This is a genomic window from Thermomonospora echinospora, assembly GCF_900108175.1.
GTDB lineage: Bacteria > Actinomycetota > Actinomycetes > Streptosporangiales > Streptosporangiaceae > Thermomonospora > Thermomonospora echinospora.
Window position 1 is genome coordinate 792,910 of record NZ_FNVO01000001.1, and the last position, 13,213, is coordinate 806,122.

Here is a 13,213-nt window from a genome sequence, read left to right on the forward strand (position 1 = left end):
CCGGCCTCCACGGCCGGGCCCGCCCTGGTCGCTCAGGCGTCTCTCCCGGGAGTCGCTCAGGACGACTCGGCCGCGGCGTCGTGGACGAGGGTGAGGAAGGCGCGCGGCGTCGTCGCCTCCGTTACCTGCTCGTCGGGCAGCCGGATGCCGTAGTCGCGCTCGATCCGGCTCGCGGTTTCCAGCATCGCGAGCGAGTCGTAGCCGAGATCGCTGAACTCCACGTTGAGGACGTCGTCGGCCGCGGCCAGCCCCTCGCCCTCACCGGCGCACTCGCGAATGATCTCCATGAGCCTGGTCACGGTCAGCTCCTGCATGTCTCGCTCCTTCGCGCGTTGTCGGGAAGCCTGGTGCCCCGCCCGCCGCGGACGACCATCGCGGCGTTGAACCCGCCGTGCCCGCGGGCCAGCACCAGGGCGGCTGTCAGCGGGACCCGCCGGGGACGCGGCACCAGGTCGATCTCGTAGGCGGGGACGGGCCGGGTCACGTTCACCGTCGGCGGGATCACCCCGCGCTCCAGCGCCAGCAGGGCCGTGGCGAGATCGAGCGCCGCGCCGCCGGCGCCGAGCCGGCCGGTCATCGTCTTCGGCGCGGTCACCGGCACGCCGTACGGACCGAACACCGCGCGCAGGGCCTCGGCCTCGGCCCGGTCGAGGTCGGGCACGCCCGCGGCGTCGGCGAAGACCACCCCGATGTCGGCGGGCGCCGCTCCGGCGTCGTCCAGCGCCCGTTCGATCGCCCGGCGCAGCGTCGGCGGACGGCCCGACCCCGGAGGCGGGTCGAAGGTCGCCGCGTATCCGGCGATCTCGCCGTACCACCGCACGCCGCGCTCGGCGGCGGTGTCCGCGCGCTCCAGGACGAACAGGGCACCGCCGTCACCTGGGACGTGGCCTGCCGCGCCCTCGCCGAAGGGCAGGTAGGCCCGCGCCGGGTCGCGGGCGACGCTGAGCCGCCCGCTGGTCTGCTGGGCGACCCACCCCCACGGGCACGGGGAGCCGTCCACCCCGCCGCCGATCATCGCCGGAATGCCGGCGCGCAGGTGCCGCCGCGCCTGGGCGATCGCGTCGAGCCCGCCGGCCTGCTCGGTCACCAGCACGCCGCTGGGGCCGCGCAGGCCGTGCCGGATGGAGATCTGACCCGTGTTCACCGCGTAGAACCAGGCGAAGGACTGGTAGGCGCTGACGTGCTCGGGTCCCTTGCTCCACAGCTTCTCCAGCTCGCGGTGGCCGAACTCGAAGCCGCCGGCGGAACTGGCCGTCACCACGCCGGCGCCGTACTCGGGCAGCTCCGCGGGGACGAGCGCGGCGTCCTGGAGCGCCCAGTCCGCCGCCACGAGCGCCAGGCGGGTCATGTGGTCGGTCTGCGGAAGCAGGCGGCTCGGCAGGTGGTCGGCCGCGACGAAGCCGTTGATCTCGGCGGCCAGGCGGCTGCTGTACGGCGTGCCGTCGAACCGGGTGATCGGCCCGATCGCGCTGCGGCCGCGCAGCGTGGCCGACCAGTGCGCGGTCGTGCCGAGCCCGGTCGGGGCGAGCACCCCCATGCCGGTCACCACCGTGGCGGCCGTCACCGGTCGTCCCTGTCGACGGCCGACAGCACCATCGCGCTCTGGAAGCCGCCGAACCCGCTGCCGACGGTCAGCGCGGTGTCGACCCGGCTCTCGCGGGCCCGCAGCGGCACGTAGTCCAGGTCGCACTCGGGGTCGGGCTCGTGCAGGTTCGCGGTGGGCGGGATGACGCCGTCCTCGATGGCCAGCGCGCACGCCGCGATCTCCAGGGAGCCGATGGCGCCGAGGGAGTGGCCGATCATCGACTTGATCCCGCTGACCGGGACCCGGTAGGCGTGCTCGCCCAGGGCCCGCTTGAAGGCCGCCGTCTCGTGCCGGTCGTTCTGCTTGGTTCCCGAGCCGTGCGCGTTCACGTACGCCACGTCCTGCGGGGACGTTCGGGCCTGGGCCAGCGCGGCGCGGATGGCCTCGGCCATCTCGCGTCCATCGGCGCGCAACCCGGTCATGTGGTAGGCGTTGGACCGGGTGGCGAACCCGCTGATCTCCGCGCGGAGGCGGGCCCCGCGGCGGCGTGCGTGCTCCAGTTCCTCCAGCACGAACACCGCGGCCCCCTCGCCGAGCACGAACCCGTTCCTGGTCCGGTCGAACGGCCGGGAGGCGGTGGCGGGGTCGTCCTTGCGCGGCGTGGTCGCCTTGATCGCGTCGAAGCAGGCCATGGTGATCGGGGAGATGGGCGCGTCGGTCGCCCCGGCCACCATGACGTCGGCCGTCCCCTCCCGGATCAGCTCGACGGCGTGCCCGACCGAGTCCAGGCCCGACGTGCAGCCGGTGGACACCGTGGCGACCGGCCCCTCGGCGCCGACGTCCCATGCCACCTCGGCGGCGATGGAACTGGGCACGAAGTGGCCGAACAGGTGCCGGACGGCGTACTCCTCGTCGACGAGGTGCCGCCGTCCGCCGTCGCTGACGACCACGTACTCGCGCTCCAGGCTCATCGTGGCGCCCACGGCGCTGCCGATGACCACCCCGGTGCGGGACGGGTCGAGGTCCGGTGCGCCGAGCCCGCTGTCGGCCAGGCTCTCCCGCGCGGACACGACGGCGAACTGGGTGGTGCGGTCCATCCGGCGGACCTGTTGCGGGGACAGCCCCTCGCGCAGCGGGTCGAAGTCGACCTCGGCGGCGACCTGCGAGCGGAAGGGCGAGGGGTCGAAGAAGGTGATGCGCCTGGTGGCCGTCCGCCCGGCGGTCAGCAGGTCCCAGAAGCGTTTGGTGCCGACGGCCTCGGGTGCGACGACTCCGATGCCGGTGATCGCGACGCGGCGGTTCATCAATGCTCTCGCCGGTCAGGAGCGGGCGGCGGGGCCGTCGCCGGCCTCGGCCAGGGGGCTTCGCCGGGTCGGTGCGGCCGGTGTGTAGAGGCTGGGCTCGCTGGCGCTGAGCGCCCGGAGGGAGGCCGCGTGCGGCCCGAAACCCGGGGCCGCCACCGCCGCCCGGAAGGCGGCCTCGTCACGCCACTGCGCGATATTGACGTAACTGCGTTCGTCGTCCACATGGCGCAGCAGCGTGTGCTGGAGGAAGCCGTCCTGCCGCGCCATGAATTCGGCGGTCTCCGCGAAGACGCGTTCGAACTCGTCGGGCGACGCGTGCACGGTGAATCTGTTCACGAAAGTGACGGTGTCGTCTCTGGCGTCTTCGTGCATCGTGCCTCACTCGCATCGACGGAAGGCCGCCCGAACCGATTCGGAGGGCGGCCGGGATCTCGCTGCCGTCAACGATGTGCGGTCTGTCTCGCAGGCCGCTCAACGCGTGCTGGTCCCGGCCTGTTCCGCGAAGGCCACGGGATCGAATTCGGTCGGCTGGGCCAGCGGAATGACCTCGAACTCCAGATGAGGGCTGACGGGATTGGCGTACAACAGCGACAGCAGTTCCTCGTGCGAGCCGACGTCGTAGACGAGCAGCCCGCCGGAGGCGCCCACCCGGACCCAGCTGTGCTTGATGACGCCCTTGTCGACCAGCGACCTGGTGTAGGCGAAACCCTCGGGCAGCCGGCGGCGGAACTCGTCGGCGCTTATGCCCACCGGGTGCTGGGTCGCGAGAACGGCGAACAGTGCCATCATGCTCCTTCGTGCTCTGCGGGTGTGCCCCGGAGTCTGGCGGTCGCCGGTCAGGCGCCCGTCGAGCCGCGTTGGAGCACATGGCCGGGCGGGAAGGCGAGCCGCGCTCGAAGGATCTGCTAACCGGCCGGGTCACTCTCCTGGCACCGCGGGTTCGCGAGGTGAGGCTCCATGGAGGCATCCGTTGAACACACTCGACACCGGCCGGGTGCGCGCATGAGATGGCTGGTCACGGGAGCGGGCGGGCTGCTCGGGCACCACCTGCTGGAGTGCCTGGCGGCCGGCCGGCCGGACGACGCCGTCATCGGTCTGGACCGCACGCGGCTCGACGTCACCTCGCCGCGGTCGGTGCGCCGTGCGTTCGCCGACCACCGGCCGGACGTGGTGGTCAACTGCGCCGGTTACACGGCGGTCGACGCCGCCGAGGCGCACGAGCGGGAGGCGCTGCGCGTCAACGGCGCCGCACCGCGCCGTCTGGCGCTCGCCTGTGCCGAGACGGGGGCCAGGCTCGTCCACGTCTCGACCGACCACGTGTTCTCCGGCGAGGCGCGCACCCCGTACGCCGAAGACCATCCGCCCGCCCCCCGGACCGCGTACGGCCGGACGAAACTGGCTGGGGAGCAGGCCGTGCTGGGTGTCCTGCCAAGGGCGGGCGTCGTGGTGCGGACCGCGTGGCTGCACGGCGACCGGGGGCGCAGCTTCGTCCGGACCATGATGGGGTTCGCCGCCCGGCATGAGCCGGTCGCCGTCGTGACCGACCAGGTCGGCCAGCCCACCTGGGCGGCCGACGTGGCCGAACGGATCGTCCTGCTGGGCGGGCGGCCCGAGGCGACCGGCGTCTTCCACGCCACCAACGCCGGCGCGGCCAGCCGCTACGAGCTGGCCGTCGAGGTGTTCCGGCTGGTCGGGGCGGACCCCGGCCGGGTCCGCCCGACGACCAGCGATGCCTTCCCCACGCCGACCCGCAGACCGCCCTACGCCGTGCTCGGGCACGCGCGCTGGCGCGAACTCGGCGTCGCGCCACCGCGTGACTGGCGCGCGGCGCTCCGGACGGCGCTGGCCCGCGAGGCGGCGCCGGTCACGCGCTGGTCTCCTTGAAGAACCGCAGCGTGGCCGGGCCGCCCGACAGAACGCTCAGCCCTCCGTCGAGGGTGAGGCAGGAGCCCGTGGCCAGTCCGGAGGCGTCGCCGGCCAGGTAGACGACCGCGCCCGCCACGTCCTCCGGCCGGCCCCATCGCCCGGCCGGGACGGCCTCCAGCAGGCTCGCGCTCGTCGCCGGGTCGGCCGACAGCGGCGCGGTCAGGTCGGTGGCGACCCAGCCGGGCACGACCGCGTTGACACGGACGTCGCTGACCGCCCATTCCGCCGCCAGCGAGCGGGTGAGGGAGATCAGCGCGGCCTTCGCCGCCGCATATGGCGCGAGCAGGGGCAGCCCGCCCTGTCCGGCGAAGGAGGCGACGTTGACGACCGAGCCGCCGCGCTGCCCGGTCAGATGGGGCCCGACCGCCCGGCAGACGTGCACGGCGGAGTCGAAGTTCAGCCGCATGGCCTGCTCCCAGGCGCTGTGCGGCAGGGAGAGGAACGGCCCGAACCGGCCGGTTCCCCCGGCGTTGTTGACGACCACGTCCAACTGGCCGAACTCGGCGAGAGCGGTGTCCACCGCACGTTCCACCTGCGCCGGGACGGTGACGTCGGTCGGGATCGGGACGGCACGGACGCCGAGGTCATCGATCTCTCGGGCGAGCTTGTCCAGCTCGTCGGCGCCGCGCGCGAGCAGCGCCACCTCCGCGCCGGCCCGCGCGAGCGCGAGCGAGATCGCCCGGCCGATTCCCCGGGACGCTCCGGTGACGAGGGCCTTCCTACCCTGGAGGTCGAACGGAAACGGCATGGGCGCTCCTCTCGGTGGTCCGACGCGTCGGTCGCCTACATGGCGTGCGCCGACTCTCCGCCACCGCGGTCGAGCCCCGGTCGATCCGGCGTCCAGGACGGCCGGATCAGCCGAAGTCCGCCCGGTGGTCGGCGACCCACTGGGCGAAGGTACGGGCCGGGCGGCCGGTGACCTGTTCGGCGGTCGGGCCCACGACGGCCTTCGGCGGCGGCGTCAGCAGCCAGTCGACCGCCTCGGGCGGCATGCCCTGGCCGATCCACAGCTCCCGGGTCTGCTCCCTGGTCAGCTCCTCGAAGCGGACCTCCCGCCCGAGCACCTCGCCGAGGATGCGCACCTGCTCGACCTTCGTGAGCGCCTCGGGACCCGTCAGGGAGTACTTCGCCCCCGCATGGCCGTCCTCGAGCAACGCCCGTACCGCGACGTCGGCGATGTCGGCCTCATGGACCATCGCGCTCTCGGCGTCCCCGTAGGGAGCCCGGACCACGCCTTCGGCCTTGACGAACGGCGCCCACAGGAACAGCAGGTTGGCCATGAACTCGCCCGGGCGCACGTGCGTCCACTCGATCCCGGACGCCTCCACCGCCGCCTCCACAGCGCGGTGCTGGTCGCCGCTCAGGTCGCCCTCGGCGTACTCGGCGGACACCGACGACAGCACCACCACCCGCCGTACGCCCGCCTTGGCGGCGAGCCCCATGACCGCCTCGGCCGTCTCGGGCACGGGGAAGAGGTACAGCCGGTCGACGTCCGCCAGCGCGGGCTGCACCGACTCCGGCAAGGTGAGGTCGCCCCGTACCACGTCGACCTCGCCGGGCAGCCCCGCCGTCTCAGGCGAGCGGGTCAGCGCCCGTACGGAGGCCCCCGAGCGCAGGAGGCCGTCCACCACGTGTCGTCCGACGGTGCCCGTGGCGCCCGTCACCAGAACCCTCATGTCCGCCTTCCCTCCCGTCGCGCGCGTACTCGCCGGAACCTACCCTTCCGCCGCCTCCGGCCCCTCGCAAGCGGGTCGAGGCGCGACGGCCACCGGGCGTCGAGCGGGCCGCGAGCGCCGCCTGCCAGCCTGCGGCCAGGCCCGACGTGGTCGGCCGCGACCGCGCCGGGGCTCCGACGGCGAAAGGGGATGCGGTGCGCATCCTGATCACAACGCTTCCGTTCAAGGCCCACGCGTATCCGCGGGTGCCGCTGGCGTGGGCGCTGCGGGCCGCGGGCCACGAGGTCCGCGTGGCCGCCAGCCCGGATGTGGTGGACGACATCGCCGACGCGGGCCTGACCGCCGTGCCCATCGGCGAGGCCTTCGACGCGGAGGCGCTGATGGCCGAGATCCGGGAGCGGGAGGCGACCGGCGACGTGCCCGACCCCGAGCCGCTGATGAAGATCGACGAACGGCGTCCGGAGCGGCTGACCTACGACTTCATGCACGGGCTCTTCACCGTGCTGACCACGGTCGTGTTCAAGAACCACGCGCCGGTCCCGGCGACCGACGACCTGGTCGCCTTCGCCCGCGAGTGGCGACCCGACCTGGTGATCTGGGACCCGCTGGGCTTCGGCGGCGCGATCGCCGCCCGTGCCTGCGGGGCGGCCCACGCGCGGCTGATGTACGGCCTGGACGTGATCGGGTGGATGCGTGAACGCTATCTGGACGCCGTGCGGGAACGTCCGGCCCCGCTCCGCGAGGACCCGATGGAGGAGTGGCTGACCCCCTGGCTGGAGCGGTACGGCTGCGCGTTCGGCGAGGACGTCGTCATGGGGCAGTGGACCATCGACCCCGGCCCGTCCTGGATGCGTCTCCCGGTCGACCACCTTTGCGTGCCGATGCGTCACGTGTCGTACAACGGCCGGGCGACGGTCCCAGGGTGGCTGCGCGCGCCGCCCGCGCGCCGCCGCGTCTGCCTGACGCTGGGGCTCTCGCACCGCGAGGTTCTCGGCGGCAACCGGGTGTCGATGAGCGACCTGCTGGAGGCGATGGCCGACCTGGACGCCGAGGTCGTGGCGACCCTCACCGCCGACCAGCTCTCGGGCGTCCGGCGCGTCCCGGACAACGTGCGCGTGGTGGACTTCGTCCCGCTGAACGAGCTGCTGCCGAGCTGCTCGGCCATCGTCCACCAGGGCGGCACCGGAACGATGCAGACCGCGCTCGCGCACGGGATCCCCCAGGTGCTCCTTCCGGGCGACCTCTGGGACACGATGCTCAAGGCCGAGCGGCTGGAGGAGTCGGGCGCGGGGTTGTGCGTCTGGGACATCGAGCGGTTCGAGGCCCGCGAGCTGCGCGACATGGTCGGCCGCATCCTCGACGACCCCTTCTTCACGCGGGCCGCGGCCGGGTTGCGCACGCGGATGGCCGGAACCCCCGCGCCCGCGGACGTCGTGCCGTCGCTGGAACGACTGACCGCCGAGCATCGCGCCCGGCGGGGGTGAGCCGTTGAGGAGGGCACTGTGCGTGTCATGTTCGTGACGACCCCGACCAAGGCTCCGGGGCACCACCGCGTCCCGCTGGCCTGGGCGCTGCGGGCCGCCGGACACGAGGTCCGCCTCGTCGACCGGCCCAACCTCGTGGCCGACATCACGCGGACCGGCCTCACCGCCGTCCCCATCGGGGAGGCTCTGGAGGCCGACGAGAACATCGCGGCCAGCGACCGGCTCCGCGAGGGCGGGGGGATCGCGGCCGACGTGCCTGGCCCCGAGGACCTGATGCGGATCGAGGAGACCCGCCCGGAGAAGCTCACCTACGACTTCATGCACGGCGTCCTCACGGTGATGACCACGACCGTCTTCCGGACGTTCAGCCCGCCGCGCACCATTGAGGAGCTGGTCGCCTTCGCCCGCGAATGGCGGCCGGACCTGGTGCTGTGGGACCCCCTCGTCTTCGCCGGGCCGGTCGCCGCCAAGGCGTGCGGCGCCGCCCACGCCCGCCTCCTCTACGGGCTGGACATGGTCGCTCTCATGCGCGGGCGGTACCTGGCGGCCATGGCCGAACGCCCGCCGGAGTGGCGCGAGGACCCCCTGGAGGAGTGGCTCGGCCCGGTGCTGGAACGGTACGGCTGCTCGTTCGGCGAGGACGTCGTCACGGGGCAGTGGACGATCGACCCGGTTCCGCCGTCCCAGCAGCTTCCGACCGGCATCCGCTACGTCCCGATGCGGCACGTCCCGTACAACGGCCCGTCGGTCGTGCCGAAGTGGTTGCGCGAGACGCCGAAGCGACCGCGCGTATGCCTCAGCCTGACCCTTCCGCACCCGGAGGTGACGGGCGGCGACCGGGTGCCCGTCGCCGCGCTCCTGGAGGCTCTCGGCGGCCTCGACGTCGAGGTGGTCGCGCCGTCGAGCCCGCTGCTGCGGGACGCGGAGCGTGACCTTCCGGGTAACGTGCGGGTGGTCGACTCGGCACCGCTGAACGAGCTGCTGCCGAGCTGCTCGGTCATCATCCATCAGTCGGACGTGTGGACGCTGCACACGGCGTTCGCGCACGGCGTCCCGCAGCTCGTCCTCCCGGGAGAGCTCTGGGACATCCCGATGAGGGCCGTGCAGGTGCGCGAGGCGGGCGCCGGCCTGACCGTGCCCGACGTCGAGCACGCGACCGCCGGTGAGCTTCGCGCCCTGCTGCTGCGCCTGCTGAACGAACCGTCGTTCGCGCGGAACGCGGCCCGGCTCCAGAGGGAGCTGATGAGCACGCCTGCTCCCAGCGACACCGTGGCGAGGCTGGAGCGGCTGACCGATCGGCACCGCCGCCGTACCGCCTGACCGCCGCCTGACCTCCTGGCCGTTCGACCGTCGCCCGTGGCGCCGGCGCGCAGGCGCGCCGGCGCCGGTGGTCAGGAGGCGTGGCGGCGGATGCCGTTCTCGAAGGTGCGGACCACCGTGGCATGGACGCCGTGCCGGGGCATCAGGCCCTTCTCTACCTGCTCGACGCCCGTGTAGACGACGGCCCACAGCACGTTCTGGATCCAGTCGACGCTGACCTCCGGGTCGAACACGCCCTCGGCCTGGCCGCGTTCGATGAGGTCGGCGACGGACTGGGGGGCCGCCTCAGAGCCGTCCTCGGCGGGGGAGGACTTGTCGAAGGCATCCAGGACGCGCGGGTCGCCCCACAGGAACATCAGCCGGTCGGCGACGTCCAGCATCGCCGCGACCAGGCGGCGCATCGCCTCCAGCGGCGGGCCCTGTCCGAGGGCGGCCTCGTCGATCGACTGGCTGATCACCGTCAGCGAGTCCTCCACCACCGCGTTGATCAGCTCTTCCCGGTCGGCGAAGTAGCGGTGCAGCGTGCTGCGTCCGACCCCGGCCGCCTCGGCGATGTCGGCCAAGGTCGCGGCGCGGTCGCGGGCGAGCACGGATGCGGCGGCCGCCAGGATCGCGCGGCGGGTGCGCCCTCGCACGCCAGACTCGTTTTCCATGCCAGAAGTGTACATAGAAGCCTCAAACTGGAACTACGAGCCTCGTATTGACACACTGATGTCTTAAATTGATAATTCAAAGTCCTGGGACGATGGGAGGGAGCGTCGTGACGAGGTTCGCGATCGAGGCCGAAGGGCTGCGCAAGCGCTACGGCGACACGCACGCGCTCGCCGGGTTCGACCTGGCCGTGGCCGAGGGCACGGTATGCGGGCTGCTCGGCCCCAACGGGGCGGGCAAGACCACGGCCGTGCGCATCCTCAGCACCCTGCTGCTGCCGGACGGGGGGACCGCCCGGGTCGCGGGGTTCGACGTGGTCGGCGATCCGGCGCAGGTCCGTTACCGGATCGGCCTCGCCGGACAGCAGACCTCGGTCGACGAGATCCTCACCGGCCGGGAGAACCTGCGCATGTGGGCGCGGCTGTTCCGGCTCGGCCCGCGCGAGGCGAAACGGCGCACCGACGAGCTGCTGGAGTGGTTCGGTCTGGCGGGCGCGGCCGACAAGCGGGTCAAGCACTACTCCGGAGGGATGCGCCGCCGGCTGGACCTGGCGGCGAGCTTCATCCTGGCGCCGCGGGTGCTGTTCCTCGACGAGCCCACGACCGGGCTCGACCCGCGCAGCCGCACCGAGGTCTGGCGGGCGGTGCGCGACCTGGTCGCGCAGGGCACCACCGTGCTGCTGACCACGCAGTACCTCGACGAGGCCGACCGGCTCGCGCACCAGATCGCGGTGCTGGACGCGGGCATGGTGATCGCCGACGGGTCGCCGAGCCGGCTGAAGTCCATGATCGGTGGTGATCAGATCGACGTGGTGGTGCGGGACGCCGCCGACCTGCCCTCGGCCGCGCGGATCATCGCCCGGGTCGCCGACGCCAGTCCCGAGATCGACCCCGACGCCGCCCGCGTCACGGCGCCCGTCAAGGACCCGCTGGAGGCCATCACCGTGACGGCGCGCGAGCTGCGCGACGCGGGCCTGCAGGTGGAGGACCTCACGCTGCGCCGGCCGACGCTCGACGAGGTGTTCCTCAGCCTCACTGGCCGCGGCGCCGGTGCCGACGGCGACCGGCCGGCCGCCGAGAAGGGGATGGTGCGACCATGAGCATGCCGATCGCTCCCGCGATCCCGACCACTCCCGCCGAGCGGTTGCGCTGGGCGCTCTCCGACGCCTGGGTGGTGTCCGGGCGCGAGCTGATCCACTGGGTGCGCAACCCCGTGGTCATCCTGAACACGCTGCTGTTCCCCCTCATCATGGTGCTGCTGTTCGGCTACGTCTTCGGCAGCGCCATGCGGGTGGCCGGGGGCGGAGACTACCGCGAGTTCCTCATGCCCGGCATGTTCGGGCAGACGATGGTCTTCGGCGTGATCTCGACCGTGTACGTCGTCGCGGCCAACGCCGCCCGCGGGGTCACCGACCGCTTCAGGTCGATGCCGGTGTCGTCGTTCGGCGTCCTGATGGGCCGGGTCATCGCCGACATGCTCACCTCGACGCTCGACCTGGTGATCCTGATGCTGTGCGGCCTGCTGGTCGGCTGGCGCGCGCACCACGGCCTCGGCTCGGCGCTGGCGGCGGCCGGACTGCTGTTGCTGCTGCGGTTCGCGCTGGTGTGGGTGGGGATCTGCATGGGGCTCCGGCTGACCCCGGAGGGGGCCGGGGCGGCCTGGATGCCGTTGTTCCCGCTGACGCTGCTGGCCAACACCTTCGTCTCGCCCGAGCTGATGCCCGCATGGTTGCGGATCATCGCCGAGTGGAACCCGCTGTCGGCCACCGTGCAGGCCTGCCGGGAGCTGTTCGGCAGCCCCGGACTGAGCGGCGGGTCGTGGGCGGCCGAGCACGCGATCGAGCTGGCGATCGGCTGGCCGTTGCTGATCACCGTGATCTTCCTTCCGCTGTCGATCCGGCGCTACCGCCGCCTCAACCGCTGAGCCGAGACGGCCTGGCAGGGCCCGTCCCTACCGGCTGACCGAGCCCGGGCTCCAGCGAGCGTCCAGGGCGGCTCAAGAGCGGGCACCGACGATCGGAGCAGTCAAGCCCCGCATCACAGTCCGCGGAGCCGCCCGGACTACCGGCGCGGCGTCCCACGAGTCCGAGGAAGATCTCATGTGCCGTGTCTGCGGTGGTGCCGTCCACGAGTTCTTCGACTTCGGGCGTCAGCCCCTCTCCGACGCCTTCCTCGACCCCGCGGGGGTCGGGCACGAGTACTTCTTCCGGCTCGCCGTGGGCATCTGCGAGTCCTGCACGATGACGCAGCTCATCGACGAGGTGGCGCGTGACCGCATGTTCCACGAGGCCTACCCGTACCATTCGTCCGGCTCGGTCCGGATGCGCCGGCACTTCGAGGAGACCGCCCAGCTGCTGCTGGACTCCCACCTGACCGGGCCCGACCCGTTCATCGTCGAGGTCGGCTGCAACGACGGCGTCATGCTCAAGACGATCGACAAGGCGGGCGTCCGCCATCTGGGCGTGGAGCCCTCCGGCGGGGTCGCCCAGCTGGCCTGCGAGCAGGGCGTCCGGGTGCGCGTCGACTTCTTCGAGGAGTCCGTGGCCTCCGCCATCGTCGCCGAGGACGGACCCGCCGACGTGATCTACGCCGCCAACACGATGTGCCATATCCCCTACATCGGCTCCGTCTTCCGCGGGGTCGACGCGCTGCTGGCGCCCGACGGGGTGCTGGTGTTCGAGGACCCTTACCTGGGCGACATCCTGCGGCGCAACACCTTCGACCAGATCTACGACGAGCACTTCTTCTTCTTCACCGTCCGCTCCGTGCGCAACGCCGCGTCCCGGTTCGGGTTCGAGCTGGTCGACGTCGAACGGCTGCCGGTGCACGGGGGAGAGCTGCGCTACACGATCGCGCGGGCGGGACGGCGCGAACCGTCCCCGGCGGTGGAGGAGGTGGCCGCCGAGGAGCTGGAGCTCGGCCTGGCCGCCCCTGCGGACTTCGACGGCTTCGCCGCGAGCGTGAACCGCATCCGCGACGACCTCATGGGTCTGCTGCGCGGCCTGCGCGCCGAGGGGAAGAGGGTCGTGGGCTACGGCGCGACGGCCAAGAGCGCGACCGTGACGAACTTCTGCGGGATCGGCCCCGAGCTGGTCTCGTTCGTGTGCGACGCCACCCCGGCCAAGAACGGCAGGCTGATGCCCGGCTCGCACATCCCGGTGCGGCCGCCCGAGGCGCTGGCCGACCCCTATCCCGACTACGCCGTACTGTTCGCCTGGAACCACGCCGAAGAGATCATGGCGAAGGAGCGCGCCTTCCACGAGGCGGGTGGTCGATGGATCCTCTACGTGCCCGAGGTCCATGTCGTCTGAGCCGGCACCGATCCCGG

Annotated in this window: 14 protein-coding genes; 6 read left to right on the plus strand and 8 right to left on the minus strand. The window is 72.7% G+C overall.

Features of this window, described 5'->3' with window-relative positions; genetic code table 11:
- Positions 1-56 precede the first annotated feature (56 nt).
- The 5 genes from C4U03_RS03610 to C4U03_RS03630 all read right to left on the minus strand — a co-directional run bounded on the left by C4U03_RS03610 (position 57) and on the right by C4U03_RS03630 (position 3,615).
- Positions 57-314: an acyl carrier protein gene (locus tag C4U03_RS03610; RefSeq protein WP_103936125.1), complete on the minus strand. Its 258-nt coding sequence runs from the start codon at positions 312-314 to the stop codon at positions 57-59.
- Positions 302-1,564: a ketosynthase chain-length factor gene (locus C4U03_RS03615; RefSeq protein WP_327372375.1), complete on the minus strand. Its 1,263-nt coding sequence runs from the start codon at positions 1,562-1,564 to the stop codon at positions 302-304. Before C4U03_RS03615 ends, C4U03_RS03610 begins: the two co-directional genes overlap by 13 nt.
- The gene (locus C4U03_RS03620; protein WP_103936126.1) at positions 1,561-2,829 is read right to left on the minus strand and encodes a beta-ketoacyl-[acyl-carrier-protein] synthase family protein; all 1,269 of its coding nucleotides are present in this window, start codon (positions 2,827-2,829) and stop codon (positions 1,561-1,563) included. The genes C4U03_RS03615 and C4U03_RS03620 overlap by 4 nt, the downstream gene beginning before the upstream one ends.
- A gap of 15 nt (positions 2,830-2,844) precedes the next feature.
- Complete coding sequence (locus C4U03_RS03625; protein WP_235017616.1) at positions 2,845-3,165, minus strand: antibiotic biosynthesis monooxygenase family protein; 321 nt, start codon at positions 3,163-3,165, stop codon at positions 2,845-2,847.
- Between the two features lie 135 nt (positions 3,166-3,300).
- Positions 3,301-3,615, minus strand: coding sequence for a muconolactone Delta-isomerase family protein (locus tag C4U03_RS03630; RefSeq protein WP_103936128.1), 315 nt, complete (start codon positions 3,613-3,615; stop codon positions 3,301-3,303).
- Positions 3,616-3,831: 216 nt separating this feature from the next.
- Here C4U03_RS03630 and rfbD point away from each other — a divergent pair, with 216 nt between their 5' ends.
- Positions 3,832-4,713: a dTDP-4-dehydrorhamnose reductase gene (gene rfbD / locus C4U03_RS03635; RefSeq protein WP_103936129.1), complete on the plus strand. Its 882-nt coding sequence runs from the start codon at positions 3,832-3,834 to the stop codon at positions 4,711-4,713.
- Here the strand turns inward: rfbD and C4U03_RS03640 are convergent.
- Together C4U03_RS03640 and C4U03_RS03645 are read right to left on the minus strand one after the other, a co-directional pair.
- The gene (locus C4U03_RS03640) at positions 4,694-5,503 is read right to left on the minus strand and encodes an SDR family NAD(P)-dependent oxidoreductase (protein WP_103936130.1); all 810 of its coding nucleotides are present in this window, start codon (positions 5,501-5,503) and stop codon (positions 4,694-4,696) included. The two genes, rfbD and C4U03_RS03640, sit on opposite strands and share 20 nt — an antisense overlap.
- Positions 5,504-5,609: 106 nt before the next feature.
- Complete coding sequence (locus tag C4U03_RS03645) at positions 5,610-6,431, minus strand: NAD(P)H-binding protein (protein ID WP_103936131.1); 822 nt, start codon at positions 6,429-6,431, stop codon at positions 5,610-5,612.
- A 194-nt stretch (positions 6,432-6,625) separates the two neighbouring features.
- Here C4U03_RS03645 and C4U03_RS03650 point away from each other — a divergent pair, with 194 nt between their 5' ends.
- Together C4U03_RS03650 and C4U03_RS03655 are read left to right on the plus strand one after the other, a co-directional pair.
- Positions 6,626-7,915, plus strand: coding sequence for an activator-dependent family glycosyltransferase (locus C4U03_RS03650; RefSeq protein WP_103936132.1), 1,290 nt, complete (start codon positions 6,626-6,628; stop codon positions 7,913-7,915).
- Positions 7,916-7,942: 27 nt separating this feature from the next.
- Positions 7,943-9,235, plus strand: a complete 1,293-nt coding sequence (locus C4U03_RS03655) for an activator-dependent family glycosyltransferase (protein WP_200827002.1) — start codon at positions 7,943-7,945, stop codon at positions 9,233-9,235.
- A gap of 71 nt (positions 9,236-9,306) precedes the next feature.
- Here C4U03_RS03655 and C4U03_RS03660 read toward each other — a convergent pair whose 3' ends face one another.
- The gene (locus C4U03_RS03660) at positions 9,307-9,888 is read right to left on the minus strand and encodes a TetR/AcrR family transcriptional regulator (protein ID WP_103936134.1); all 582 of its coding nucleotides are present in this window, start codon (positions 9,886-9,888) and stop codon (positions 9,307-9,309) included.
- A gap of 92 nt (positions 9,889-9,980) precedes the next feature.
- Between C4U03_RS03660 and C4U03_RS03665 the strand changes: the two genes are divergently transcribed.
- The 3 genes from C4U03_RS03665 (at position 9,981) to C4U03_RS03675 (ending at position 13,196) form a co-directional block, all read left to right on the plus strand.
- The gene (locus C4U03_RS03665; protein WP_103936135.1) at positions 9,981-10,985 is read left to right on the plus strand and encodes an ATP-binding cassette domain-containing protein; all 1,005 of its coding nucleotides are present in this window, start codon (positions 9,981-9,983) and stop codon (positions 10,983-10,985) included.
- 2 nt (positions 10,986-10,987) lie between these two features.
- Positions 10,988-11,809, plus strand: coding sequence for an ABC transporter permease (locus C4U03_RS03670; protein WP_200827038.1), 822 nt, complete (start codon positions 10,988-10,990; stop codon positions 11,807-11,809).
- A gap of 175 nt (positions 11,810-11,984) precedes the next feature.
- Positions 11,985-13,196: a class I SAM-dependent methyltransferase gene (locus C4U03_RS03675; protein ID WP_103936137.1), complete on the plus strand. Its 1,212-nt coding sequence runs from the start codon at positions 11,985-11,987 to the stop codon at positions 13,194-13,196.
- Positions 13,197-13,213 lie beyond the last annotated feature (17 nt).

Bases quoted from the DNA above. Each gene is read 5' to 3' on its own strand.
- rfbD (WP_103936129.1), top strand. From the start codon at position 3,832: ATGAGATGGCTGGTCACGGGAGCGGGCGGGCTGCTCGGGCACCACCTG.
- C4U03_RS03665 (WP_103936135.1), top strand. From the start codon at position 9,981: ATGGGAGGGAGCGTCGTGACGAGGTTCGCGATCGAGGCCGAAGGGCTG.
- C4U03_RS03670 (WP_200827038.1), top strand. From the start codon at position 10,988: ATGCCGATCGCTCCCGCGATCCCGACCACTCCCGCCGAGCGGTTGCGC.
- C4U03_RS03640 (WP_103936130.1), bottom strand. From the start codon at position 5,503: ATGCCGTTTCCGTTCGACCTCCAGGGTAGGAAGGCCCTCGTCACCGGA.
- C4U03_RS03630 (WP_103936128.1), bottom strand. From the start codon at position 3,615: ATGGCACTGTTCGCCGTTCTCGCGACCCAGCACCCGGTGGGCATAAGC.
- C4U03_RS03675 (WP_103936137.1), top strand. From the start codon at position 11,985: ATGTGCCGTGTCTGCGGTGGTGCCGTCCACGAGTTCTTCGACTTCGGG.
- C4U03_RS03620 (WP_103936126.1), bottom strand. From the start codon at position 2,829: ATGAACCGCCGCGTCGCGATCACCGGCATCGGAGTCGTCGCACCCGAG.
- C4U03_RS03610 (WP_103936125.1), bottom strand. From the start codon at position 314: ATGCAGGAGCTGACCGTGACCAGGCTCATGGAGATCATTCGCGAGTGC.
- C4U03_RS03660 (WP_103936134.1), bottom strand. From the start codon at position 9,888: ATGGAAAACGAGTCTGGCGTGCGAGGGCGCACCCGCCGCGCGATCCTG.
- C4U03_RS03645 (WP_103936131.1), bottom strand. From the start codon at position 6,431: ATGAGGGTTCTGGTGACGGGCGCCACGGGCACCGTCGGACGACACGTG.
- C4U03_RS03655 (WP_200827002.1), top strand. From the start codon at position 7,943: ATGTTCGTGACGACCCCGACCAAGGCTCCGGGGCACCACCGCGTCCCG.